This is a genomic window from Paenibacillus sp. FSL M7-0134, assembly GCF_038007865.1.
In the GTDB taxonomy this organism is placed as follows: domain Bacteria; phylum Bacillota; class Bacilli; order Paenibacillales; family Paenibacillaceae; genus Paenibacillus; species Paenibacillus polymyxa_B.
In genome coordinates this window covers 439,129-465,621 of sequence record NZ_JBBOXV010000001.1, presented here as the reverse complement: position 1 = coordinate 465,621, position 26,493 = coordinate 439,129, and the positions used below count along the sequence as shown (strand labels likewise).

At 45.7% G+C, this 26,493-nt stretch carries 15 protein-coding genes; 11 read left to right on the top strand and 4 right to left on the bottom strand.

Annotated elements, in window-relative coordinates:
* Positions 1-231: 231 nt before the first annotated feature.
* The 3 genes from NSQ58_RS01970 to NSQ58_RS01960 all read left to right on the top strand — a co-directional run bounded on the left by NSQ58_RS01970 (position 232) and on the right by NSQ58_RS01960 (position 6,562).
* Positions 232-615 (top strand): hypothetical protein, encoded by a 384-nt coding sequence (locus NSQ58_RS01970; RefSeq protein ID WP_023990615.1) that lies wholly within the window; start codon positions 232-234, stop codon positions 613-615.
* Between the two features lie 302 nt (positions 616-917).
* Positions 918-4,973 (top strand): glycosyl hydrolase, encoded by a 4,056-nt coding sequence (locus NSQ58_RS01965; protein WP_341057729.1) that lies wholly within the window; start codon positions 918-920, stop codon positions 4,971-4,973.
* A gap of 191 nt (positions 4,974-5,164) precedes the next feature.
* A complete protein-coding gene (locus NSQ58_RS01960) occupies positions 5,165-6,562 on the top strand; it encodes a DNA-binding protein (RefSeq protein ID WP_341056792.1) in 1,398 nt (465 codons plus the stop codon).
* 86 nt (positions 6,563-6,648) lie between these two features.
* On the opposite strand, the gene NSQ58_RS01955 is transcribed toward NSQ58_RS01960, so the two are convergent.
* Positions 6,649-7,029 carry a helix-turn-helix domain-containing protein gene (locus NSQ58_RS01955; protein WP_341056791.1) on the bottom strand — a complete coding sequence of 127 codons (381 nt, stop codon included), beginning with the start codon at positions 7,027-7,029 and terminating at the stop codon, positions 6,649-6,651.
* Between the two features lie 257 nt (positions 7,030-7,286).
* Here NSQ58_RS01955 and NSQ58_RS01950 point away from each other — a divergent pair, with 257 nt between their 5' ends.
* Complete coding sequence (locus NSQ58_RS01950; protein WP_341056789.1) at positions 7,287-8,696, top strand: DNA-binding protein; 1,410 nt, start codon at positions 7,287-7,289, stop codon at positions 8,694-8,696.
* A 205-nt stretch (positions 8,697-8,901) separates the two neighbouring features.
* On the top strand, positions 8,902-9,129 hold the full coding sequence (locus NSQ58_RS01945) for an aspartyl-phosphate phosphatase Spo0E family protein (protein ID WP_023990607.1): 228 nt from the start codon (positions 8,902-8,904) through the stop codon (positions 9,127-9,129).
* 235 nt (positions 9,130-9,364) lie between these two features.
* Here NSQ58_RS01945 and NSQ58_RS01940 read toward each other — a convergent pair whose 3' ends face one another.
* Together NSQ58_RS01940 and NSQ58_RS01935 are read right to left on the bottom strand one after the other, a co-directional pair.
* Complete coding sequence (locus tag NSQ58_RS01940) at positions 9,365-10,180, bottom strand: flagellar motor protein MotB (RefSeq protein WP_068938859.1); 816 nt, start codon at positions 10,178-10,180, stop codon at positions 9,365-9,367.
* The gene (locus NSQ58_RS01935; RefSeq protein WP_028542113.1) at positions 10,164-10,991 is read right to left on the bottom strand and encodes a flagellar motor protein; all 828 of its coding nucleotides are present in this window, start codon (positions 10,989-10,991) and stop codon (positions 10,164-10,166) included. The genes NSQ58_RS01940 and NSQ58_RS01935 overlap by 17 nt, the downstream gene beginning before the upstream one ends.
* A 208-nt stretch (positions 10,992-11,199) precedes the next feature.
* Here NSQ58_RS01935 and uvrB point away from each other — a divergent pair, with 208 nt between their 5' ends.
* From uvrB to NSQ58_RS01920, 3 genes are all read left to right on the top strand, one after another.
* Positions 11,200-13,191: an excinuclease ABC subunit UvrB gene (gene uvrB, locus NSQ58_RS01930; protein WP_068938857.1), complete on the top strand. Its 1,992-nt coding sequence runs from the start codon at positions 11,200-11,202 to the stop codon at positions 13,189-13,191.
* Positions 13,192-13,363: 172 nt separating this feature from the next.
* Positions 13,364-16,225, top strand: a complete 2,862-nt coding sequence (gene uvrA, locus NSQ58_RS01925; protein ID WP_023990603.1) for an excinuclease ABC subunit UvrA — start codon at positions 13,364-13,366, stop codon at positions 16,223-16,225.
* A gap of 412 nt (positions 16,226-16,637) precedes the next feature.
* Entirely contained in the window at positions 16,638-17,849 is a 1,212-nt protein-coding gene (locus tag NSQ58_RS01920) for a hypothetical protein (RefSeq protein WP_341056787.1), read from the top strand.
* 112 nt (positions 17,850-17,961) lie between these two features.
* On the opposite strand, the gene NSQ58_RS01915 is transcribed toward NSQ58_RS01920, so the two are convergent.
* A complete protein-coding gene (locus tag NSQ58_RS01915; protein WP_023990601.1) occupies positions 17,962-19,587 on the bottom strand; it encodes a nitrite/sulfite reductase in 1,626 nt (541 codons plus the stop codon).
* Between the two features lie 359 nt (positions 19,588-19,946).
* Here NSQ58_RS01915 and NSQ58_RS01910 point away from each other — a divergent pair, with 359 nt between their 5' ends.
* The 3 genes from NSQ58_RS01910 to NSQ58_RS01900 all read left to right on the top strand — a co-directional run bounded on the left by NSQ58_RS01910 (position 19,947) and on the right by NSQ58_RS01900 (position 26,426).
* Entirely contained in the window at positions 19,947-21,191 is a 1,245-nt protein-coding gene (locus tag NSQ58_RS01910) for a S1C family serine protease (protein ID WP_023990600.1), read from the top strand.
* 48 nt (positions 21,192-21,239) lie between these two features.
* Positions 21,240-23,153 (top strand): stalk domain-containing protein, encoded by a 1,914-nt coding sequence (locus tag NSQ58_RS01905; RefSeq protein WP_023990599.1) that lies wholly within the window; start codon positions 21,240-21,242, stop codon positions 23,151-23,153.
* Between the two features lie 762 nt (positions 23,154-23,915).
* Positions 23,916-26,426, top strand: a complete 2,511-nt coding sequence (locus NSQ58_RS01900) for a U32 family peptidase (protein WP_076294074.1) — start codon at positions 23,916-23,918, stop codon at positions 26,424-26,426.
* The last annotated feature ends 67 nt before the right edge of the window (positions 26,427-26,493 follow it).

The following is a 26,493-nucleotide window of genomic DNA, read 5'->3' as shown; positions in this document are numbered from 1 at the left end:
TATACGGATAATTATGAGAAGACTTGGTCAGCGTCATTAAAATGCTGAAACAGTCTTTTTTTGTTGTGCACTTTTATGGATATATAAGAAGGGGATATGTTAAAAAGCAAAATTCATTTAAGGAATCATATTTTAAAATGGGGCTTAACCTATATATTACATAAGATGGAACCCGCTAGATTTTTGTAAGATTCATGATAAATCTGAACTTTTGTTAAAGGAGATTTATATATGGTAAAACCGCTGATATTCATGCGTTGGTGTGAGTACTATGAGTTAAGTGACCGTGAGACGGATTTTGTATCTTTTTTTATGATGAATTTCTCGGCTGCCCGTTCAGGCAATCAACCGAAGCTTAGGGAGCAGTTTGTTGAAATTCAGAAAAAAACCTTTCCTGAGTACCCGTTTGATATTACCCCGGAAGAACTGGATTACTCCAAATTCGAAGGCTTGATGAAGCAAGTGTTGAAAATTCATTTTGACACGGCCGAGCTGCTATACTCCTTTTATCTCCAAAAACTGTGCGCACCTTTGGCAGAATACATTTTATCCACTGGAGAATCAGAGCCTGCACGCATCTATTATAAGCTTATTCAAAAGGATAAAGTGCGCTAGGGAAGACGAGTGTGGATGAGCAAGAGCTATTGTGATACCTCAAGCTATATGGTTATTTAAGAAATTAATACTAGCTAATTAAAACAATAGTTAAAAATGTCAATATACCTTTGTGTTAAGGTAATATTATAAATCCAGTTTCAAAGAAAGAGGGTGTTGTTTTCGGCTGGAACATTTCAAGCATGGATATGACGCTGCAACGGAACGATAAGCTCGTTTGGTGACAGGGAAGGGGCCTTAAAGCCTCAAGGAGGGGCATTCGTATGGGTGCCGCTCTTTTTAAATTGAAGGGAGGAAGCGGCATGAAGGCGAAAAATAGTAGTAGTATTTGGTCCAAACGTTCCAAATGGCTGCCTGTCGTCATGGCATGCACGATTATAGTAGGGGGTGCTCTACCGACTCCAACTGTAGTTCACGGTCAAACGGCAAAGACTGTTACCATTAAAGTCGATACATCCAAGGATCGTAAGCCTATTAGCCCTTATATTTACGGTACGAATCAGGAGTTGGCAGGCGATGAGAATCTGACTGCCAGACGACTTGGTGGCAATCGAATGACCGGATACAACTGGGAAAACAATATGTCCAATGCAGGAAGCGATTGGGAGCAATCCAGCGATAACTATTTATGCAACAATGGCGGTCTGACAAAAGCTGAATGTGAAAAGCCGGGGGCGGTGACGACTTCGTTTCATGATCAATCGCTGAAGCTGGGCACTTATTCTTTAGTTACGCTGCCGATGGCCGGTTATGTGGCCAAGGATGGAAACGGAAGTGTGCAGGAAAGCGAAAAGGCTCCTTCCGCTCGGTGGAATGAGGTCGTAAACGCTAAAAATGCGCCGTTCCAACTACAGCCTGATCTGAATGACAATCAGGTTTATGCGGATGAATTCGTCAACTTTTTAGTGAAAAAGTACGGCGTTGCTTCAACAAAAACGGGCGTGAAAGGATATGCGCTCGACAATGAACCCGCTCTCTGGTCGCATACGCATCCGCGTATTCATGGTGAAAAGGTTGGAGCCAAAGAGTTGGTAGACCGGTCGGTAAGTTTATCCAAAGCTGTTAAAGCGGTTGACGCGAGTGCGGAAATTTTTGGGCCCGTTCTTTACGGTTTTGGCGCCTATAAAGATCTTCAAACTGCACCTGATTGGAACTCTGTAAAAGGCAACTACAGCTGGTTCGTGGACTATTACCTGGATCAAATGCGTCTCAGCTCGCAAGCCGAAGGCAAGAGATTGCTGGATGTCTTCGATGTACACTGGTATCCTGAAGCGATGGGCGGGGGCATACGAATTACAAATGAAGTAGGCAACGACGAAACGAAGAAAGCCAGAATGCAAGCGCCTCGTACTTTGTGGGATCCGACCTACAAGGAAGATAGCTGGATTGCTCAATGGAACAGCGAATTCTTGCCTATACTGCCTCGATTAAAGCAGTCGGTGGATAAGTATTACCCGGGAACCAAGCTGGCTTTGACTGAGTATAGCTATGGCGGCGAAAATGATATTTCCGGCGGTATCGCTATGACTGATGTGCTGGGCATCTTGGGCAAAAACGACGTCTATATGGCAAACTACTGGAAGTTAAAGGATGGTGCTAATAACTACGTTAGTGCCGCTTACAAGCTTTACCGCAATTTTGACGGAAAAAGCTCTACTTTCGGTGATATCAGCGTTCATGCGCAAACGTCGGATATTGTTAATAGCTCGGTGCATGCTTCCGTAACGGATGCATCCTACAAAGAACTGCACCTCGTTGTCATGAATAAAAGCATGGACAGTGCATTCGACGCCCAATTTGATCTTTCCGGCGAGACGACTTACGGTTCCGGTAAAGTATGGGGCTTCGACAAAAATAGCTCGCAAATTAAGGAAGCAGCGCCAATTACGCAAATTTCAGGCAACCGCTTTACCTATACAGTACCGCCTTTGACGGCTTATCACATCGTGTTGACTGCTGGCAATGATACGCCTGTAGAAAATCCTGAAAGCTTTGCGCTGAGGGCTGAGGCTGGCGATGGGAAAGTCGATTTATCCTGGGACGCTTCCAGCGGAGTTGTAGGTTACAGCGTACAGCGGGCAACGTATGAAAACGGTCCTTTTGCTGCTGTAGCATCCAACTTGGTCGAAACGTCTTATACGGATACGAACGTAACGAACGGCACTTCTTATTATTATAAAATAACCGCAAAAACAAAGACGGGAACGAGCGAATCCAATGTTTTGAAAGCGGTTCCGCGAACGCCTGTAGACGAACAGGATCGCTATGAAGCCGAAGATGGCACGCTGAAGGGAACCATTGTGGAATCCAGCGGGACCGGCTTCTCCGGTACTGGTTATGTAACTAATTTCCACAATGCAGGGGATTCCCTGACGATGACGATCCAGGCAGAGGCGGCAGGCTTGTACAATCTTACAATCGGCTACCGTTCGCCTCATGATGACAAACGCACCAACTTCTCTTTAAACGGCAAAGCGTCTGGCGAGCTGGTACTTTGGAAATCGGCTGATTTTAAAGAAACCTCCGGTGGTAAGGTTCTGTTGAATGCAGGGGCGAATACGATCGGTTTTGAAACAGGCTGGGGCTGGTATGATATCGACTACGTCAAGCTGGAGCCAGCTGCTGACCGTCCACCACATGCAGTAACCAAAACGCTCACCAATCCGAATGCGACGGTAGAAGCAAGAGCATTGATGAACTATCTGGTTGATCAATACGGGAAGAATATGCTTTCCGGTCAAGAGGATATGCCCGAAATTGATTGGCTTCAAGCGAATGTAGGTAAAAAGCCGGCTATTGCGGCACTTGACCTGATTGACTATTCCCCAAGCAGAGCGGAACACGGTCTTAGTTCCACAGAGACGGAAAAGGCGATTGAATGGGATAAGCAAGGGGGCATCGTTACCTTTGCATGGCACTGGAACGCGCCGAAAGGTCTGATCGATACGCAGGGAAAAGAATGGTGGAGAGGCTTCTATGCCGATTCGACTACATTCGATATAGAATATGCGATGAATCATCCAGAGTCCGAAGATTATAAATTGCTTATTCGCGACATCGATGTGATTGCAGGGCAATTGAAGAAGTTGCAGGATGCGAAAGTTCCTGTCCTGTTCCGTCCTTTGCACGAAGCGGAAGGCAAATGGTTCTGGTGGGGCGCTAAAGGTCCTGAGCCTGTTAAAAAATTGTATATTTTGATGCACGATCGTTTGACTAATGTGCACAAATTGAACAATCTGATCTGGGTCTGGAACTCTGTTGCTCCCGACTGGTATCCGGGACATGAGTATGTGGATATTTTGAGCTTCGACTCTTATCCGCAAGCAGGCGACTACAGCCCGCAAATTGCAAAATATGAAGACCTTGTTACATTGGGCAAGGACAAAAAGCTAGTTGCCATGAGCGAAAACGGACCTATCCCGGACCCTGATCTGATGAAGGCGTATCAAGCCCATTGGAGCTGGTTCGCTACATGGTATGGGGATTTCTTGAGAGACGGCAAACAAAACAGTCTTGAGCATCTGAAAAAAGTGTATAATCATCCGAACGTCATTACGCTTGAAAAGCTCCCGACTAACTTGAAAACGTATGGCATTACCGAGCAACCGTCAGTACCGGGCAGCTTCACGCTGAACGCAGCGGGCGAAACGGCGAAAGTAAAGCTGAGCTGGACAGCATCAGCGAATGCAGCAAGCTATGAAGTGAAGCGTTCGACGGTTGAAAACGGCGCGTTCGCCACAGTAGCGAGCGATGTATACGGAAGCAGCTACACCGACACAGCCGTAACAGCAGACACGACGTACTATTACCAAGTCGTAGCGAAGAACGATGCAGGTCAAACGGTTTCGAACACGGCTAGCGCAGCGCCGAAAGCGGATACTCAGCAGCCGACAACGGGATTGGTGCTCCAGTATCGCACAGCGGATACAAATGTGAACGACAATAACTTGAAGCCGCATTTCCAAATTTTAAATAAAGGTACAACCTCCGTACCGATCAACGAGTTGAAACTTCGCTACTACTACACGATCGACGGTGACCGTGATCAGACATTTAACTGCGACTATGCGGTGCTGAGCTGCTCGAAGCTGAATGGTAAACTGGTTAAAATGGATAAAGCCGTAACTGGCGCTGATTATTATTTGGAAGTCAGCTTCCAATCGGGTGCAGGCGTGTTAGCACCTGGAGAAAGCACGGGCGAAATCCAAACTCGAATTCATAAAACAGACTGGTCGAACTATAACGAAAGTGACGATTACTCGTATAAAGGCACGCAAACTTCATATGCCGATCATACGAAAGCTACGTTGTATCATAATGGCGTACTTGTTTGGGGAACCGAACCGGCAGCTAATTAAAATGATATAAATACCATCGCTGAAATGAGCAGGGGGATTTAGTATCCTACCTGCTCATTTTTTGTACAAAAATACTCCAAGAGATATGTTTGATTATTATATTCAGGTTTAAGGAATCACGAACCAAAATTACCTTATAACGTTAGAAGAGATGAAAAATATAATTTTTCAAGCTAAAGAGAGGGATTAGCATGGAACATACACCTACGATCCGCTCGAAGATAGAGACAGAACTAAAGCAAAGGGGATATACATTTAGCAGTTTCAGTAAAATATCTGGAATTAACCGTGGTATATTTAGCACCATGCTTAACAGCAACCCACCTAAGCCGATCTCGGTTCGGCAGATGGACTTGATTACCAAGGCATTGGGATATCCCGAAGGCTGGCTGTATGAGTTATACATAGATGAATGCTTTTATGAGGGAAAAGGACACTGGAAACGGATTAAGCCTTTTTTATTACGTTGTGTAGAGTTAGGGAGGGAAGACTGTATTCAAAAGGTACTGTCAAGACTAACCGAGGACTTGTCCTATGTACCGACGATATTTGAGCTTGCAGAAGAACTACACGAAGCAGGAAAGAAAAAGGAGTCTACTCCCTTTTATGAGTGTGTAATTGAAAATGAAAAATATTACCACTCGGAGCGGTTGGCAATCTGCCAGTATCGTTTGTTTTGTTATTCTCTGAATACTGACTTGGATAATAATCGTCAAGCAACTATAAAGTTTGCACCGTTTCGGAGGAATCTTCCCGAGAATTACCAATTAGACGCGTTGTTAAAATTGACTAATGCATATTTCCAATTTTATGATTATGAGGCGGCTATACACTATGCGAAGGAACTTGAGGTACTAGTCACAAGCATTTATTGGCATCAAGCTCAAGCGAGGGCGAAGAATCGCGAAGTTATACGTTTAAATACAGAAAGACATCTAATCGTTTATTATGGTCAAGCCTATTTAATGCAGGGAAACTCCTTCGAAAAACAAGGGCTATATGAAGCAGCTATGAAGTTCATACCTTACTATGAAAATCTAACTGGATTTGAAGGTCTGGATGAGATTGGAATGATAGAGGCACAGAAATTCGAAATATGGGGAATAGCAAACCGTTTGAATTTAGAAATTCTGATGGGGGATACGGCTAGTTTGCCTGCCTATGTTGAACTTATTAGAAATAATCCTCAGGAAATATTACTTGGGCTATTGACCATTATAGAATCGGCCAATCATTACAGTTACTCAGTAGACGATACTCTGGCTCTTTTTGCTGAGAATATTAATGAATTTAGGGAGCTACGTACAAATATTTCGTATTATCATACAAATAATGATCTGCTGACATATTCTCGTTTTTTTCTTGAGCTTAGTCGATACTATTTCAGTAAAGGAAGCTATACCGAGGCAATAGACAGTATGCTGATTAGTTTAAAAGCCTCCTCAGAGTTAAACGATAAGAATTACTATATCAAGTCCATCACGCTATTATTTGAGAAATATAAGGATCACTCGACCGAAGAACAACGGACAGAATATAAAAAAGTGTTACAAGCAGTGGAAATTAGTATGAGGCAAATGACCTCTTAGAACAAAAAGGGCTGTGTTTCTCTACCTAGAGTAGGGGATCACACAGCTCTTTTAATTTTTCGTACATGTTAATTGAGTGAAATTTACTATTCCTCATGTGTATCAGGGGTGTCGGAGCTACTCTCCAAAAGCTCGCTTTGTGAAGAAGAGAACAGTTCCTTCAATATGCGATAAGCTTTATTTTGCCCTGCTTCATTCTGCTGGGAAAGTATATGAATGCATTCCCAAATCCAGGGCTGGCTTTTGAGTTCTTCATATGGATTATAGTCAAAAAATGCAAATACGTTCGTGTTCAGCGCCTCTGCTATTTTCTCCAATGTCTTGATCTGCACATTGACCTCACCGCGCTCCAACTTGCCGATATAGGAACCTGTTGAATCGGATGCTTCTGCTAACTGTTCTTGTGTAATACCCCGCAATTTTCGAAATTGACGGATTTTCGTTCCTAAAAGTTTCGTTGTTTCCATAGACAACCCACACTCCTATAGTATGAGTGTAGACAAAGCTGGATTAAGCGTGGAGGTAATTAAATTGCCTTAATTATTCAGTATTTAGTTCTTGTAAGAACTATTTTAATAAACATCAAATTCCATAATATAATAAATCAGTGTAGAAAAGGGGTTGACCGTCATCCAATTTATTCATATAATTTCTAGTATATTGTAATTGATTGTCGAGGAGGGTGATTTTTTAAAATCATCTGAATACGCCGGGGGTGTTTTTATTGGAAAATGCAACCACGATCCGTTCGGAAATTGAGAAAGAACTAAAACTTGGTGGCTACACTTTTAATAGTTTTGGACAAGCTACGGGGCTTAACCGGGGCATATTTAGTGCTATGCTTAACGGCAATCCGCCTAAACCTATCTCTGTAAGACAAATGGACTTGATTACCAAAGCATTTAATTATCCAGAGGGCTGGTTGTATGACCTGTATGTGGATGAATGCTTTTACGATGGAAGACCTCATTGGAAAAGAGTTAAACCATTCCTTATACGTTGTGTTGAAGTAGGAAATCTGAGGTGTGTGGAGAAAGTGCTCTCACGCTTAATGGAAGATCTTAACCACATTCCAACAATCTTTGCTTTGGCAGAGGAGCTTTATGAAGAAGGGAAGTTAAAAGAGGCAATTCCTTTCTATGAATGTGTCATTGAAAATGAGAAATACCAACATTCTGAGAGGTTGGCTATCAGTCACTATAGAATTTTTTCAATATCTGTTAGTGAAAATATGAAGATAAATTTGGAAGTTGCACTAAGATTCGTACCCTTTAGAAATCGGGTACCCTTAGATTATCATTTAGATGGTCTGCTTAAACTGTCAAATCTTTATTACAACTTGCATCATTGGAAAGAAGCAGAGCGTTATGCAGATGAATTAAGAGCGCTTGCAACTATTGTATGTAAAAGTAGAGAAACTAATAAAAAGAATTCTACATTGAAAACTGAGAGACATTTAGTTGTCTACTATGGTCAAGGTTACTTGACGAAGGGAAATGCTTTGGAAAAACAAGGAAAATATGAAGAGGCCATGCAGTTTATTTCTGGCTATGCCGATTTGAGTTGGTTTGAAGATTTAGGGGAAATTGGTCAGCAAGAAGTGCAAAGGTTCACACTTTGGGCAAATGCTAATCAACTTAACTTGAATATTCTTATGGGTGATACAAGTAGTTTGCCAATGTATATTCAATTTCTTAAAAGTAACCCTCCCGAAATTTTATTGGGGTTATTAACGATAGTAGAGTCGGCTAACAAGTATGATTTTTTGATAGAACATATTTTACAGCAGTTTTCTAACGAACTGACGTCCTTTAATACTGAATTATCTGTTGGTACGAGTTACTATAAGCAGTCATTTAGTTATGACACTTATGCTGATTTGTGTTACCAACTGGCCATATATATGTTTAATAACCTTTTCCATGAGAAAGGTGTTTATTATATTTTAAAAAGCTTAAGAAAATATCTTGAAATCAATAACAAAGAAAAGTGTATGGTCTGTACAGCTTTGTTCGAAAGATTCAGACTTGAGGCCACGAAAGACCAAAAAGCAGAATATGAAAGTATCATGGAGGAGGTTTTAATCAATGCAAGTAAAAAACCTGAAATACATGCTAATTATAGGGCTTTTTAGTTTCTTTGAATTGTCCCATACTATTACTGTTTTTGGACATGGAACTGGAGCTTAATATTTATCAAAAAACCAGCCTCAGTAAGGCTGGTTTTTTGATTCATCCCGTTAAAGGGATGAATTGGGTTTTATTATATTTTTAACCTGTAGGGAAGGTATCAGCTTGTAAACTAATGTAAATACCACACCGAACAGGAGGTTTATTGATGTGAAATGGAAACAATTGGAGGAATGCATCGAAGAAAAGCGGAAGGAACTAAATGATTTGGCGAATGAGGTGGGATTGAAGGATCGACGGGTGTTAATCAAGTCCATGGAGTTGGATCGACTCCTTAATAAATACAGTGACTGGAAATATAGCTATCGCAGACAACAGAGCATACCCCAAAGTTCACAAATACAAGAGAAGCAACACGAGCTTGTCCTATCTTATTAATCTCCAAGTATCATGACAAGATAAACCTAACTTCACCAGGGCTTCTAATACATAGTGGGATATAGAATAAACAAAATAATCTCTATTGCATCTAGTACGCCGCTCTTATCCACGTTGTTCGTACAGTTTATTGTTCTGCGTCTACATCAGAGGGGAAGCCATGTATTAATGATGAATATGTATCAAAAAAACCTCCCGATTCACGTTATTGCGTGACTCAGGAGGTTTTTGGGTTTTACTGTTGAAGCTGGCGAAGCACGGTGATTTCGACACGACGGTTTTTTTGTCGTCCAGCTTCGGTGCTATTGTCACCAACCGGCCGGGTATCTGCATACCCCGCATACTGAAATCCTGAGGGTGAAAGTTGCTCTCTGTCGAGAAAGAATCGGAGTACGGACAGTGCCCGTGCACCGGAAAGCTCCCAGTTGTCCTTATACGTCGATGAGTTCGAGGAGCGAGTGAACGGAATGTTGTCCGTATGGCCCTCAATACTAATCGGTGTTTTCAAATCTCGAAACAGACTGGCCAACTTGGATAGCGTGTTGGCAGAGCCTTGCTTGAGTGCAGCTCTACCTTGATCGAATAAAAAGCGGTCATTTAGCGTAATGACAATACCACGCGGCTGATCTGACACAAAAATCTGGTTTTCCAGTTTGTTGTCCGTAATATATTCTTGAATGACACCCATTAAATTTTGCAGCTCTTTTTCCTGCGTGCGAAATGCTTGTTCACGTTCGGTGAGCTTTGTCGATCCAGCTTCCTTTCTATCGGCTGCCGGTTGCTTGGTCGTGGGTGGATTCTTGCTGGTGTAACGATCGGCAGTACCTGTAATGCCCGAGCCTTGCTCCAAAATAGAATCTCCTTTGTGGAACGTATCCTGGAGGGATTGAACAACGACATCGTATTTTTTAGCATCCAGACTACTCATGGCATACATCACAACGAAAAATATGAGCAGCAGGGTGATCAGATCGGCATAGGTAATCATCCAGCGGTCACGATGGTCTCCGCCGCCTCCTTGACCCCCACGGCGCTTACCGCGCGCTCTCATGGAAGTCCTCCTTTGGAGAAGCGTCCTCTGTGCGTGAGCGACGAGGCGGTTTGTGATCTATATTTTGCTCTGAGCGGATAAAGAACTCCAACTTTTTGCGTACAAGCTTTGGATTCTCTCCGTTTTGAATAGCCAGAATACCTTGCAGCAGCAAATCCATTGTGATAATTTCACTCTCACTGGCTGCTCTTATTTTGGATGCGATGGGCAGGAAGATCAGGTTGGCGCTAGCAACGCCGTATAGTGTTGCGATAAAAGCAACAGCAATGGACGGACCAAGCGCAGTAGGCTCGGTCAGGCTGCCCAGTACATGGATCAGGCCCATGACAGTACCGATAATCCCCATCGTAGGGGCATAACCGCCTGCGGATTCAAATATTTTGGCGTACCCTTCATGTTTGTGTTCAATGGCATCTAACTCAAGCTCTAAAATCTGTTTGATCTGCTCCTGCTCGGTGCCGTCGATGACCAACTGAAGACCTTCACGCAAAAATGCATTCGGATGCTCTGATGAAGTACGCTCTAGCGCAAGCACACCGGATCGGCGTGAGGTGGCCGCCATGGAAACCAAATCTTCTATATATTGCTTCGTAGGATTGTCCTCACGGCTAAATGCCATCCGTAGAGCGGTGGGGATCGTCTTCAGCTTGGAAGCTGGGTAGCTGATCACAACTGCGGCGAAAGTTCCCCCAAATACAATTAGAGCCGATGTACCTTGAAGCAGCCCTGTAAATTCGCCGCCTTCCCATAAGAAGCCACCGATTAATGCTATGATTCCGGCGATGATGCCCAATACGATGGTGATATCCAAAATTTAATTCACTCCTATTCAAGACTTATCGTTTGCATCCACGGTAAGAAAGAGGTATAATACGGGAACAAACATTCTTATCCAACCATATTTCCCAAGTATCATTGCTCGGGAAATATCGACATAGAGTTACAGGTAAAGACGTTAAAGCTCGACTGGTGTAAAATCATGATGTTTCCATTTTAGACGATAAGGGTGATGCAGGGCAATGAGTGATATCGTTGTTAGCGATAAGACTTTTGAAATTCAGTCGGAATTCCAACCTCAAGGCGATCAACCTCAGGCCATTTTTGAATTGGTAGAGGGAATTGCAGAAGGAAAGAAGCATCAAACGCTATTGGGTGCTACGGGAACAGGTAAGACGTTTACCATCGCACAGACCATTGCCAAGTTGAATCGGCCTACGCTGGTTATTGCACATAATAAGACTTTGGCTGCTCAACTGGCGAGTGAGTTTAAAGAGTTCTTTCCGAATAACTCAGTCGATTATTTTGTCAGCTACTATGATTACTATCAACCGGAAGCATACATTCCGTCTTCCGATACGTATATTGAGAAGGATTCCAGCATCAATGAGGAGATTGATAAACTTCGCCACTCAGCGACAAGCTCTCTGTTTGAGCGTCGTGACGTTATTATTGTAGCGAGTGTCTCCTGCATTTATGGTTTGGGTTCCCCGAAAGAATATTCAAGCTTGCTGCTTTCGCTTAGAGTCGGCATGGAGAAACCCCGCAATCAGATTTTGTCCCGCTTGGTCGATATTCAATATCAGCGGAACGATATCAACTTCGTGCGGGGTACTTTCCGTGTACGGGGGGATGTTGTGGAGATATTCCCAGCTTCCCACGGGGAACACGCTATACGTGTAGAACTGTTCGGGGATGAAATTGAACGAATTACCGAGATTAATGTGCTTACGGGTGAATTGATCGGTGAACGTGATCATATTGCCATTTTCCCGGCATCTCACTTCGTTACTCATGAGGATACGATGAAGGTAGCATTGGTCAACATTGAACGTGAGCTTGAAGAGCGGTTAGCGGAGTTGAAGGAGCAAGGGAAGCTGTTAGAGGCACAACGTTTGGAACAACGTACCCGCTATGATATCGAGATGATGAAAGAGGTTGGCTTTTGTTCCGGTGTCGAGAATTATTCAGGTCCACTGACATTCCGCGAGCGAGGAGCAACACCATATACGCTGATGGATTATTTCCCGGATGATATGCTGATCGTCATTGACGAGTCCCATGTTACGTTGCCGCAGATTCGTGCCATGTATAACGGTGACCAAGCACGTAAGAATGTACTGGTAGAACATGGTTTTCGTTTGCCATCTGCATTGGATAATCGTCCGTTGAAGTTTGAAGAGTTCGAGGACAAGGTAAGTCAAATCGTCTATGTATCGGCTACTCCAGGACCCTATGAGATGGAGAAATGCGAAACGATGGTACAGCAGATTATCCGTCCTACCGGGCTTCTTGATCCGATTATTGAGGTGCGTCCGAGCAAGGGGCAGATTGACGATCTCATTAATGAAATACGGCTTCGCATGGAACGTGAGGAACGGGTACTGGTGACCACACTTACGAAGAAGATGTCTGAAGATTTGACTGACTATTTAAAAGAAGTAGGCATCAAGGTTCGGTATATGCACTCCGAGATTAAGACGTTGGAGCGGATGGCTATTTTGCGGGATCTTCGTCTAGGGACCTTCGACGTGCTAATTGGGATCAACCTGTTGCGGGAAGGTCTTGATTTGCCGGAAGTATCGCTGGTCGCGATTTTGGATGCGGACAAAGAAGGCTTTCTGCGTTCTGAGCGCTCTCTGATTCAGACGATCGGACGGGCAGCACGGAACAGTGACGGTCGTGTTATTATGTACGGCGATAAAATTACCGATTCTATGGATAAAGCGCTAAAGGAAACGGAACGTCGTCGTGCGATTCAAATTCAGTATAATGAAGAACATGGGATTACCCCGCAAACCATCCGTAAAAAGATTCGTGATGTTATTGAAGCAACCAAGGTGGCAGAGTCAAAGAATGATTACCTTCCTAATGAGACGGGTAAACTTTCCAAGAAGGAGCGTCAATCACTCATTCAGCGTCTGGAAGCAGAGATGAAAGACGCCGCTAAGAACCTACAGTTCGAGCGGGCAGCCGAGCTGCGTGATGCTTTGCTGGAGTTGCGAGCTGATTAAACATTGAGAATAAGCTAGAAGCAAAACATATGAAAATAAAATGTTTGATTGCTTTGCTTTTAAAAATAGTGAGGGCGGCCTATGTGGTCGTTCTCTTTGCGATATATCACTTCCATGGGATAATCCAATGCGATATAGCATGACGTGAACTACGGCTAAGGAGATGAAACATTTGGCGAATGAAAGCATCATCATCAAAGGCGCACGCGCGCATAATCTCAAAAATATTGACGTGACGATTCCACGGGACAAGTTCGTCGTCCTGACAGGGCTTAGCGGCTCAGGTAAATCGTCACTGGCTTTCGATACGATCTATGCGGAAGGGCAACGGCGGTATGTGGAATCTTTATCTGCGTATGCCCGTCAATTCCTCGGGCAAATGGAGAAACCAGACGTTGATTCGATTGACGGTCTGTCTCCTGCCATTTCCATTGACCAAAAAACGACAAGTCGGAATCCGCGTTCTACCGTCGGAACGGTTACCGAAATCTATGACTATCTGCGGTTGTTGTTTGCCCGGGTGGGTCATCCTCATTGTCCTGAACATGGCATTGAAATCACTTCACAGACCGTTGAACAGATGGTGGACCGCATTTTGCAGTATCCTGAAAAGACAAGACTGCAGATTCTGGCTCCATTGGTATCCGGCCGCAAAGGTGAGCATAAAACACTGTTCACTGATATAGCCAAGCAGGGCTTTGTACGGGTACGTGTGAATGGAGAACTACGTGAATTGTCTGAGAAGATTGAGCTGGAAAAGAATAAGAAGCACTCGATTGAAGTGGTCGTAGACCGCATCGTAGTCAAGGAAGATGTGCGTGCGCGTCTATCCGACTCTATTGAGACGGCACTAAATCTTTCAGGTGGGCAGTTGCTTGTAGACATTATGGGGCAAGAGGAGTTGCGGTTCAGCTCCAACTTTGCATGCCCTATTTGTGGATTCAGCATAGATGAACTGTCTCCAAGAATGTTTTCCTTTAATAGTCCGTTCGGCGCTTGTCCGGATTGTGATGGGTTAGGAGTTAAAATGGTGGTTGACCCTGATTTGCTCATTCCCGATCCTGAAAAAAGTGTCGAGGATGGGGCTTTTCAGGCTTGGAGTGGTGGAACTTCCACTTATTATCCTCAATTTTTACAGTCAGTATGCGAGCACTACGGTATTCCACAGGACATTCCTGTTAGTCAATTGACGACAGAGCAAATGAACCTCATTTTACATGGAACGGGAGAGCAGAAGATCCGTTTCCGCTATGAGAATGATTTTGGTCAACGTAAGGAAGCCTATGTGACCTTTGAGGGGATTATCCCCAATCTGGAGCGTCGTTATCGTGATACGGCTTCTGAGGGTATACGTGAATTTATTGAAGGCTTTATGAGTGCAAAGCCATGTAACACTTGTAAGGGACACCGACTGAAAAAAGAAAGCCTGTCGGTAACCATTCAAGAGCGTAATATAGCTTTTGTGACAGCTTTGTCTATCGGTGAAGCCTCAAACTTTTTCCATACACTGGAGCTGAGTGAGAAGGAGAAGTCGATTGCCAATCTCATTTTAAAAGAAATTAACAGCCGCCTGGGATTCCTCGTTAACGTTGGTCTGGAATACCTGACTTTAAGCCGTGCGGCAGGCACGTTGTCAGGCGGTGAGGCACAGCGTATCCGACTGGCGACACAGATCGGGTCCAGTCTGATGGGTGTGCTTTATATTTTGGACGAGCCTAGTATAGGATTGCATCAGCGAGATAATGACCGTCTGATTAGTGCTTTGGAGCATATGCGTAATCTTGGCAATACGTTGATTGTGGTGGAGCATGACGAAGATACGATGATGGCGGCGGACTATATCATTGATATCGGGCCAGGAGCTGGAATCCATGGTGGGATGATCATGTCGCAGGGGACTCCGCAGGAAGTCATGGAAGACCCGAATTCCTTAACCGGGCAGTATTTGAGCGGACGCAAGTTCATTCCGGTCAATACCGAGCGGCGCAAGCCTGCTGATAAATGGCTGGAGATTCGCGGAGCCAAGGAGAACAATCTCAAAAATGTGAATGTCAAAATTCCGTTGGGTGTTTTCTCAGCTGTTACTGGTGTATCTGGTTCTGGAAAATCGACGCTGGTCAATGAAATTTTGTACAAAACGTTGGCGCGTGATCTGAACCGTGCGAGAGTACGTCCAGGGCAGCATAAAGAAATTCGCGGACTAGAACATATCGAAAAGGTTGTTGAGATCGATCAATCGCCAATTGGTCGTACACCGCGTTCCAATCCTGCAACGTATACTGGTGTATTTGATGATATCCGTGACTTATTCTCGCAGACGAACGAGGCCAAAGTACGAGGCTACAAGAAAGGCCGCTTTAGCTTTAACGTTAAGGGAGGTCGTTGTGAAGCTTGTAGAGGCGATGGCATCATCAAGATTGAGATGCATTTTCTGCCGGATGTGTATGTTCCATGCGAAGTGTGTAAAGGCAAGCGTTATAACCGGGAGACCCTAGAGGTTAAATACAAAGGGAAAAGTATTGCCGATGTGCTGGAGATGACGGTAGAGGATGCAACGGAGTTTTTTGTAAATATTCCGAAGATTCATCGCAAGATCCAGACACTGATGGATGTAGGTTTGGGGTATATCAAGCTGGGTCAGCCTGCGACTACCTTGTCTGGCGGTGAAGCACAGCGTGTGAAGCTAGCCTCCGAATTGTATCGTCGCAGTACGGGCAAAACCATTTATATTTTGGACGAGCCGACAACCGGCCTGCATGTTCACGATATTGACCGATTATTGACGGTGCTGCATCGTTTGGTTGATTCAGGAGAGACGGTGCTGGTCATTGAGCATAATCTGGATGTGATTAAAACAGCCGATTATCTAATTGATTTGGGACCGGAAGGCGGAAGTGGCGGTGGAACGATCTTGGCTACCGGGACACCGGAGCAGCTCGTGAAAGTCGAAGAATCCTATACAGGTCGATACTTAAAGCCGATCCTTGAACGGGATACAGAGCGTAGTCAAGCGCTTCAGACAGTCGATCTATAGATACCGTTTAGCATAGTTTTAAAAGCCCTGCACAGGCAGGAAGGCAGAATACGAACTAGTGTATTGATGCCTTCGTCTTGGCAGGGTTTTATTTTTTTTGTAAAAAAAGAAAACTTTTATCAAATTCCTGCGTTAAAGCATGTGACACATAGTTTACCAAGCGCTGGAATAATAAGTATATACGTATATTCATCGACAGAAAGTCTCTGAGTGGTCTCTAAATTTTGGAGTTTTGGATGTTTAGGCTCGGGCTTGAAGAGGTAAATATATAACTCATGATTATATAGCATCATACGAAGTTCCGTGCCCGCGTGACAACCATTACAAGTTGAAGCGAAACCGTCTGTAGTTTTATCACATCTAAGAGGTTCATACAACATCTCTGAGGAAGTCATGAAGGGAGCTGGAACGCTTGAAGGTTAAGCAAAGTAGAGTTTTACGTACACGTGTGTATACATGGGCAGCAGGAGCTGCTTTGGCGGCATGTTTGATGGGATATAGTGCTGCACCGTCCTATGCCTCCGAGGTGTCCGAGGCGTTTGCGCCCAAACAAGCCGAAATCGAAACAAGTGCGGCAATTGGTAGTATTAAGGATTTAGGAAACGCTCACAATTACATTCAACCCGCAGCGAATGGTGGGTTCTTTATGCTGAATGTCGAGGACGATACAGAAGCAAGTGTAGTACACGTCACATATGGCAAGCTGGACAGTTCTGTGGAGGCTGTATGGAAACATCAACAGGATCTGAACGTACAACCCGGAACAAGCAGCAGTGGAGTCCAGCGGGAGACGTCGGATGGGGGATTGCTGTTTCTGATTGATTATACAAAACCGAACGGAATACGAGATGTGCAGGCTTCACGATTGGACGAGGATGGAAACACCTTGTGGTCCAAAACATTACCCACAGATGGCTTGATATCTCATGGACAGGATTCTCAGGTTGGTTTGGAGCCACTGGAGGATGGCAGTTTCCTGGTCTCCTATCTAAACCTTGCGGAACAGTCCTTCACTGTACTCAAATACACTGAGGCTGGCGATATACAATGGAATCGAACGACGGCCGGAGTGACCTCGGGTTGGCTGGTCGGCAGTCCCAATGGATATTATGCGCTTTTGAACAGTTCAGATGGTCCCGTTGGGGTACAAGCAGATGTATATGGTCGCGATATTCGTGACATCCATCTGGACTTAGGATCAGGTAAAGAAATTGCCGCAGTACGTGAGTTGCCGAGCGGTCATATTGCTGTAACAGGGCTTAAAGGAAACAGCAAGCGTACACAGGTGCTAAGTAATGGTCTGCAATTATTTAGTAATACAGAGGACTATGCGGCTGACCGGGTGTATCTGCCTGAGGAGCAGTTGTATGTCCAGTTCAGTGATCAATATGATCCACTGGGTAAAACCACGAAGATGCATGGCATCACCATTACAGGCTTGAAAGGAAACGGTACGAAGGTGTGGGAAACGAGGACTCATTATAAGGAGGATAATTCCTTCGGCATCCGGTATGATACGGGATTGATATATAAGATACCTTCAGGCTACGCGGTGGTGACATCTACAACAGGCGCTCATAAGCCAACAGTACTCGATTTTGCGAAAATATTGATACCGGAGTAATCCGGTGTCTTTTTTTATGAAAGTGAGGGAAACAATATTGCGGGGCTCCATGAGGATAAGAAACAGCCTGCTTGTATATGTCATACAAGCAGGCTGTTAATAGACTCTATATTTAGGATGCAACGTGGCTGGACTGTAAAATAGCAGACAGCTTTTCCTGAAAAGTCGGAATCCCTACACGCTGTACATATGCGTAAAAGCTTTCGCCAGCGCTCCTGTTTTCTTTGTAGAACAGAATGAGCTCTGCCAGTACAGGTCCAACCTGATCCCCGCGTACGCGACCTTTGAGCGCTTTGTTAAACTGGGCGCCTGCTCCAAGCGCTCCGCCGACAGCGATGTCGAACGCGTCGACCAAGCCTTCCGGTGTCTTTATGAGCGAGCCTTGCAGACCAATGTCCGCAATATGCTTTTGACCGCAGGAATTCGGGCAACCGATAAAATGAATGCGCACCTTTTCATCCAATTGCACGTGCTGATCCAAATACTCGGCGACGTCAACCGCCCGTTTTTTGGTTTCCACAATCGCCAGATTGCAAAACTCATTTCCTGTGCACGATACCGTACGGCTCATAAAATGCTTGGGCTGTGGTGTCAGGCGTTGCAGCACGGGGGCTTCCAGTAGTTCATCCACTTGCTCATTCGGCACGCCGCTCAGCAAAATATTTTGCGACATCGTGGTACGAATCTGCCCATCGCCATAGCGGTCAGCCAGTTCGGCCAGTTCATGCAACTCGTCAGCACTAAGGCGACCGACAGGCACGTTCAGACCGACATAGTTCAGGCCTTTTTGGGCTTGAGGATGCACACCGTCAAAATAGGCGGCTTGCCAGCCAATTGTTTTGTCCTCGCCTCGTCCGGGCATTTCACCGATGTACTCGGTGAGCTTAGCCAGAAATTTGTCCGGGCCCCAATCGGCAACGAGGAATTTCAAACGGGCATGGTGCCGCTTTTCCCGATAGCCGTAATCACGGAAAATGGTGGTGACAGCAATAGCAACCTTCAGTACTTCCTCAGGACGAACAAACAAATCCAGAGACTGTGCCATATGTGGCTTGGCGGACAAACCTCCACCAACCATCACATGGAAGCCGATCACTTCTTTTCCGTTGAGGATCTTGGTGGCCGGAGTGAAGGACAGGTCGTTAATTTCAGCCTGTGCATTGTTGTACGTATTACCGGAGATAGACATTTTGTACTTACGCGGCAGATTGGAGAAGTCTCGATTTAATAAGAAAAAACGATTTACTTCATCTACAATCTCCTGAGTATCCACCAATTCATTGGGATCGATGCCAGCCAGCGGATTACCGACAATGGTACGCGGGCAGTCTCCACAGGCTTCAAAGGAATACAAATTGACTTTTTCCAGCCTTTCGAAAATATCGGGCAAGCTTTCGACCGTCAACCAGTGAAATTGAATCGCTTGGCGAGTGGTGACATCCACAAGACCGCGTCCGTATAGCGCGGATATGTCCGCCAATGCATGTGCCTGTGCTGAAGTCATGATCCCTGTGTTGATGCGGACCCGCATCATGAAATGACCATCCTTGGGCTTTTGCTGATATACCCCAGCCCATTTGAAACGGTCCATATCGTCCGCAGAGATCGAGTCATAGCCATCGTTGGCATAGTTTTCGATAATGGTACGGATAACGTCGAGACCGTCCTTTTCCAGTTTGACCAACTCGAATTTGTTAAGCTTATCGGGATGAGCGTTCCAGATTGGTTCGTAGGCCATTCTTTTAACCTCCTTCAAGTGTTTATTTATACTTTAGTGTTTTGGATAGAGGACTCATGATTTTATTCTTTATTTCCGACAATAAAACTAAGATATAATGTGATGGTATCATAGTTGGTTATGCCCGTAAACGAAGGAATGACCTAATTGGTATAACGATTATTTATCGTTTTTGCTTATTTTTTTGATATAAGGATTTGGAAAATTTATAATATAAATAGCATGAGAGGACAGGGATGTAGCAAACGGAGCCTTTTAGAAAAAGATAGGGCTTAAAGCGATTGTATACGTGTCCCCTCTATGGTAGATTTGGACTAACTGATAGAACAGGGTCATGTAAGAGAGGAAATGGTGAGTATATGCGTAAGATGGGGAAAAGGGCAGTTGTTCTGGCTTTGGGCAGCGCTCTATGTGTTTCTGGAACGGCAGGTGCAGCTAGCAGTGGAACTGCGTTAAAGGCCAAAGTCATTAATGGTGGGGTCTATGTTAACGTAAGCGATATGAATAAAGCATTAGGAACCAGCGGCGCATATAACAGCGCAAATGGTACATATACGTTATCGGCCGATCGTGTGCCGCAGGTTGTTAAAAATGTATCTCCTTCTGTGGTCGGTATCATTGGCCGTTCAGCCACGGGAGAGACCGTAGCGGGAGGAGATCGCTACAATCTGGCTCACGGCACGGGTGTCATCATTCGTACAGATGGATGGATTGTGACGAATGCGCATGTTATCGAAGGATTAGGTGATGCCGTGGTTGTAACCTCGGACGGAAAATCTTACGGAATCACCGACAGCTACAGCGATCCGATCAGTGATTTGGCATTAGTCAAAATCAAGGCAAGCGGCCTCAAACCCGCTACCTTGGCAGCTTCAACGAACAGTCTACAGGTAGGTGAGCAGGTAGTGGCTATTGGTACGCCTATATCCTTTTCACTTCGCAATTCGGCAACCTCGGGTGTCGTTAGCGGGCTGAATCGTGGTGTCAACGCTGCTTATCGTTTGATCCAAAGCGATACCGCGATCAATCCTGGTAACAGCGGCGGTCCGCTGGTCAATCTCAAGGGTGAGGTCATCGGGATCAATACGATGAAATTCTCGGCGGTCGGTATTGAAAATATGGGCTTTTCGATTCCGTCGGATACAGTGAAATATGTCATCGGCCAATTTTTCAAATACGGAGAGGTTCGGCGCGCCAGTCTTGGTCTAGGGCTGGAAGAGAGCTGGTCAGCTATCGTCGGATTACCTACCGAGGATCCTTTGAAAGTTACGAAAATTACTTCAGCCAATGCCGTTCAGGCCAAAATCAAGGAAGGCGATGAGCTGTATAGTATTAACGGTAAGCGTGTAGCTTCGGCCATTGACGTCAATGAGCTACTTAAAAACTATCAACCGGGTCAAACGGTGAATGTGCTTATGCAGTCGGACGGTGATATTGTGAAGCGCAAGCTGGTACTGACACAGGATAATGGTGAAATCTATGAGTCCATTCAGTCTGGGGAAGATGGTGAAGATTCGAACGGTTCGGAAGCCGCTGAAGATGGTGGCATAGCGCTTTCTAAGGAAACATCGGAGCCAGCTCAAGGGGCAACTACTGGAAAGTGACAATAACGGCTCTTGAATCTATAAAATAAAGCTAAAAGGAGATTTACTGTGAAGCATATTCAAAGAAAAATGATGCGTAAGCTGGGGGTCGGCGCTGTCGCATTGTCCCTTCTGCTTTCTGCTTTGCCAGCAGTTGCAGCAGATCAAGATAAAAACATGCTGGAATTGCGTCTGCAAAGCGGCAGCAATACAGCCGTCGTAAACGGCCAAAATGCAAATATCACGAAGCCCTATTCCAAAAGTGGTGCACTGATGGTTCCGGCTGGTGTGTTTAAAAAGGCATTTAACAGCAAAATCCGATTGGCTGAAGATAATGTGGTTAAAATCACCAGCGGAACTCATGTTGTTTCGCTAACCATTGGTAGCCGTACAGCATGGGTGAGAGGTCACAAGGTAACACTTCCAGCTCCACCGGAAATGTCATCAGGTATCCTCATGGTGCCTCTGCGTCAAGTAGCAGAAGGGCTTGGCGGTAAGTTGGAGAAGAATGGTGCCGGAATCATTATTCGGATGGAAGCACAAGAAGAGGCGGGCACGGTAGCTGAAGAGACACCGAACATTGATAATGATGAGGGCAAGACGCAGATCGGGAACAGTTACTATGACTGGTCTATGAACTATCCAACAGGGCTCGTCATCGGTCAGGGAGGTGGAGATGAGAGTATCTCCACTTTTATGGATGAGAACAGTGCCTACTATATGGAGGTGCACACAGCGTCACAGCCGGTTCCACTGAATGCGGACGATCTGTTGCAACAATTAGTGCAGGCAGCCAAGGAAACGGGAGAAACTGTGATCGATCGAAAATCCTTCCCGAAAGCGAAGGTACCTTATGCTCGTGTCATTACGAAGGATGGGGACGGCGTATTGTGGGAAAATCGTCAGTACTATGACAACGGACGATTGTATGTAGTTTATTTTTCCGATGCTAAAGCAACGAATTATAAAGATCTGGCCCAGTATGCAGGACTTTTAAATTCCTTCAAGACCTCCTTTAATGCGCAGGATAAAAGTATTAAAGACTTGTCTACTGTTGTAGGAGGCACACGCGAGGCCGGGAATCCAGACTACGGTGTGTCACTCAGCATACCCGCAGGCTGGAAAATGGACGATCAACGGATGCAATATGAAAGTAATGATGGATCGAGCTTCCGCGTGAAAATAACCTCAGCTCCAGCGGATGGAAAGTTGGAGAACTGGGGCCAGCAGCTGCAAAAATGGCTGAGCGATTCCTTTGTGTCCACGGCTTATGAGGCACAGAAGACGTATCCGCTGGAGGTTGCAGGCGTTCAAGGGTTAGTACAGGAGTACCGTTATAATTTTGGCGATGGTTGGGTCAAGGAGTACAATGTGCTGATTCAGCAAAATGGATACCGCTATTTGGCTGAATACGCAGTTCCTGAAAAAGTAAGCAAAGGAAATGATCAGTTCAACGCGCTCATTTCCTCGCTTCAAATCGATTTTCAAACCGTAGCGAGTAACTTTGGACAGTTGGAAGAAGACGACTATTTGACGGATAAAACGAAAACGGTCAAAAAGACTTCAAAAGCCTATGAATATACGGTGAATATCCCACGATATTGGACCGCGATTAGCGATCAATTTGAATTGGGCGATGTAGAGTACCAGTTTACTGGAGGACGTTTTTCCGTCAAAATCGACAACGACCAATCATTTGAACTAACGGTATCCCAACTCAAGGACTTCTACGATAAGCAAGCAAAGAACTACAAAAACCTCAAAGTCGAGGAGGTTAAGGACGTAACGTTTGCTGGTGTTCCGGCAGTTTCCTTTACATTCCATCGTATAGAGGAAGGCATTGGCTACACAGGCCACCAATTGGTTTTGGAACGTGACGGAAAAACGTATACTGTGACAACGACATTGAATGATGCGAACAACACGGCTGTACAGTCTAACGCACTGGATTCGACGTTAAATTCGTTTAATTTTGTGAAGTAGAAGGTGTAAGTAAAAGATTGGCGAGGTATGGTGGGAAGAGGCTACGCGTGCCATTTGATCCTACGATCGCTGTTGACCCGGGATTCTTGGATTGTATAAGTGATTTAATATGTAAGAATCCCAGGTCAAAGGCGAACGCTGACGCTTCTTCGGATTCAAATGGCCCGCTTCGCTGGCGCCCGCCATAAGATTTCCAATCCTTTTAAAGAGTGAGGTAAGCAGGGAAGAGCGAAGGCAGCTATTTACGGTACTTAGACCTGCGAACGCCTTTTCTCGGATTCATGGCTAGTACGCTGGTATCACCACAAGGATGCCTTTTTCTAAAAGGCTTAGGCCTACTAGCGCGTCTAAGTTGCCTAGTCTCCATCTCCATTTGGCTTCTTGCTGGATAGCACTGTTTAATTCGTTGTTCCTCTTGTTTTATATGATTCCTCACCTCCAAAGTACCGTTTGACGGGAATGGGGGTGTTTTTTATGTTTTAGTAAGAGATTTTTACGAGGAATCGCTTGGAAAGTGTAGAAGCTTGGGACGCAGTCTGGTACACTAGATTAGTTACAAGATAAGAATGATTATGCCGCAAATGTTCGTGATGCGGATTTTTTGAGTTGGATGCCATTTATCCCTCGAGCCAGTGGTTCAGAGTGGGGATGATCGGATAGGATGATAATTCATAGGGCTATAAAATAAGCAGCATCGCTGCTCTGGAAAATAACGTTTAGCTCAAGGTTAATCAGTTATTTCTCCATATAGGGAGGACAAAGATGAAATCAGTAGTACGAAGAGAAGATGTTGAACTTCTGGCACCAGCCGGTGACTGGGATTGTATGCGTGCGGCAGTGGCAAACGGGGCTGATGCGATCTTTTTCGGGGTGGAAAAGTTCAACGCACGGGCACGGGCGAATAATTTCCGCATGGAGGAACTGCCTGAAATTATGGCGTTTTTGCATAGCTATGGGGTTAAAGGTTTTTTAACATTCAATATATTGGTATTTGAAAACGAGTTGGAGGACGCTAAGGAGCTGGTCGATGCCTGTATTGATGCTGGAGTCGATGCCTTAATTGTCCAGGATATGGGCTTGGTGAAAATGATCCGCGACATTTCACCGGATTTTCCGATCCATGGTTCTACCCAAATGACGATTACCTCGCCGGAAGCGGTAGAGTTTACAAAGCCGTACAATATGGAACGGGTCGTGCTTGGACGCGAAAACAACCTGAAACAGATCCAAAAAATAGGCGATCAGGCGAGACTTCCAATGGAGGTATTCGTACATGGAGCGTTATGCGTATCTTATTCTGGCCAATGCCTGACTTCAGAAATGTGGGGCGGCCGCTCTGCTAACCGCGGTGAATGTGCACAGGCATGTCGTTTGCCTTACGATCTGATGGTGGATGGAGAGCAGAAACCAATGGCAGATGTGACGTATCTGCTTTCACCTAAGGATCTAGCAGCGATCGATTTGATGCCTGAACTGATCGACGCGGGTGTTGTTTCTTTTAAAATTGAAGGGCGACTGAAAACACCTGAATATGTGGCGAATGTGGTCAGCAAGTACCGCAAGGCCATTGATAAGTATTTTGATGGCGATACGTCCAAGACCAGCAAAGAAGATATCCGCGAGCTGCAGCAGAGCTTTTCACGCGGCTTTACGCACGGTTTTCTCGAAGGAACCAATAACAAGAAGCTGGTTGACGGTACGTTCCCGAAAAGCCGGGGTGTGTATCTGGGGCGAGTGGAACAAATCCTTCGTGATGGCGTAGTTTGCCGTATTGATGCACCGCTCAAGCGTGGCGATGGTATTGTATTCGATGCGGGAGATCCCACGCAAAAAGAAGAAGGCGGACGCGTATACGATATCCGTCGCAAGGGCGTGAAGATTGAAGGCGAAGCCGGAGAAGGCTGGATCATTGACATCGTAGCGGGACGCAACGATGTGGATCTGCGCCGTGTACACGTGGGCGACCGCATTTGGAAGACCAACGACCCGGCGCTGGACAAGCGTCTGCGCCAGTCATATGACACGGACAAGCCGTACCGTGTCTTCCCGGTACATGTGCGGGTCAGCGGCTCCCCAGGGCAACCGCTGTCGACGTGGTGGACCGACGTGCAGAAGGGCACAACGGTCCGTGTGGACTCTGAGTTGGAACTGGAGATTGCCCAGAAGCGTCCGATGACGCACGAACTGCTCGAAGAGCAGTTTGGACGACTGGGCGGAACGGTGTTCCAGCTGGAAGAGCTGGACGTCCATCTGCATGGGGACGTCATCGTGCCGATGCGCGAGCTGAACGGTATCCGCCGTCAGGCGGTGGAACTGCTCGCGGGCGAACGCCCCAAACCGCCCGTGTACACGAAGCGGACGGTCGAGGTGTATGACGATGCATCGACTCCGGCATCGTCTGTGGCACGCGGTCAGGCAGAGCTGACCGCGCTGTGCCGCAGCCTCCCTCAGGTGGAGGCTGCGCTTGAGGCCGGCGTGGAATTCATTTACGCCGATTTCGAGTTCATCAAGCAATTCCCGGCAGCCGTAGAGGCTGTGCATGCTGTAGGCCGCCGAATTGCACTAGCGACCCCGCGTATCCACATGCCGGGTGAAAATGGCTACCACAACAACATCCTGCGCCTGAAGCCGGATGCTGTGTTGGTACGCAATCCAGGGGCACTCTATTTCTACTTGCGACATCGGTTGGAGAACCCGGACGCACATCACCCGCAATTGATTGGTGACTTCTCGCTGAACATAGCCAACCATAAAGCGGCTGATCTGTTCCTGGATTCCGGCTGCGACTTGGTTACGCCTTCGTACGATCTGAACATTCAGCAAATGGTCGATATGCTCAGACGTACGCGTACCGATAAGCTGGAGATTGTGATCCAGCAGCATATGCCAATGTTCCATACTGAACATTGCGTATACTGTACCTTTATGAGTGAAGGCACCGACTACACTAACTGTGGACGTCCGTGTGAGGACCATCGCGCATCCCTGCGTGATCGAATTGGTATGTCTCATCCGGTCCGTGTGGACGAAGGCTGCCGCAACACGGTATACAACGCGATTGAGCAATCCGGCGCGGAATACCTGTCCAACTTCCTGGAGCTGGGCGTGTCCCGTTACCGCGTGGAATTTTTGGAGGAGACACCGGAGCAAGTGCATGAAGTTATTGATCTCTATAACCGTGCCCTGCGCGGAGAAATCAGCGGAACACAAGTATGGAAGACGCTTAAAGCAACGAATCAGTTGGGTGTTACACGTGGGCAGCTGGTGAAGTAAAAGGATGCTATAGGTTATCACAGTTATTTATTTTGATATTTGAACGTAGAAAAAGAAAAAATAGGGT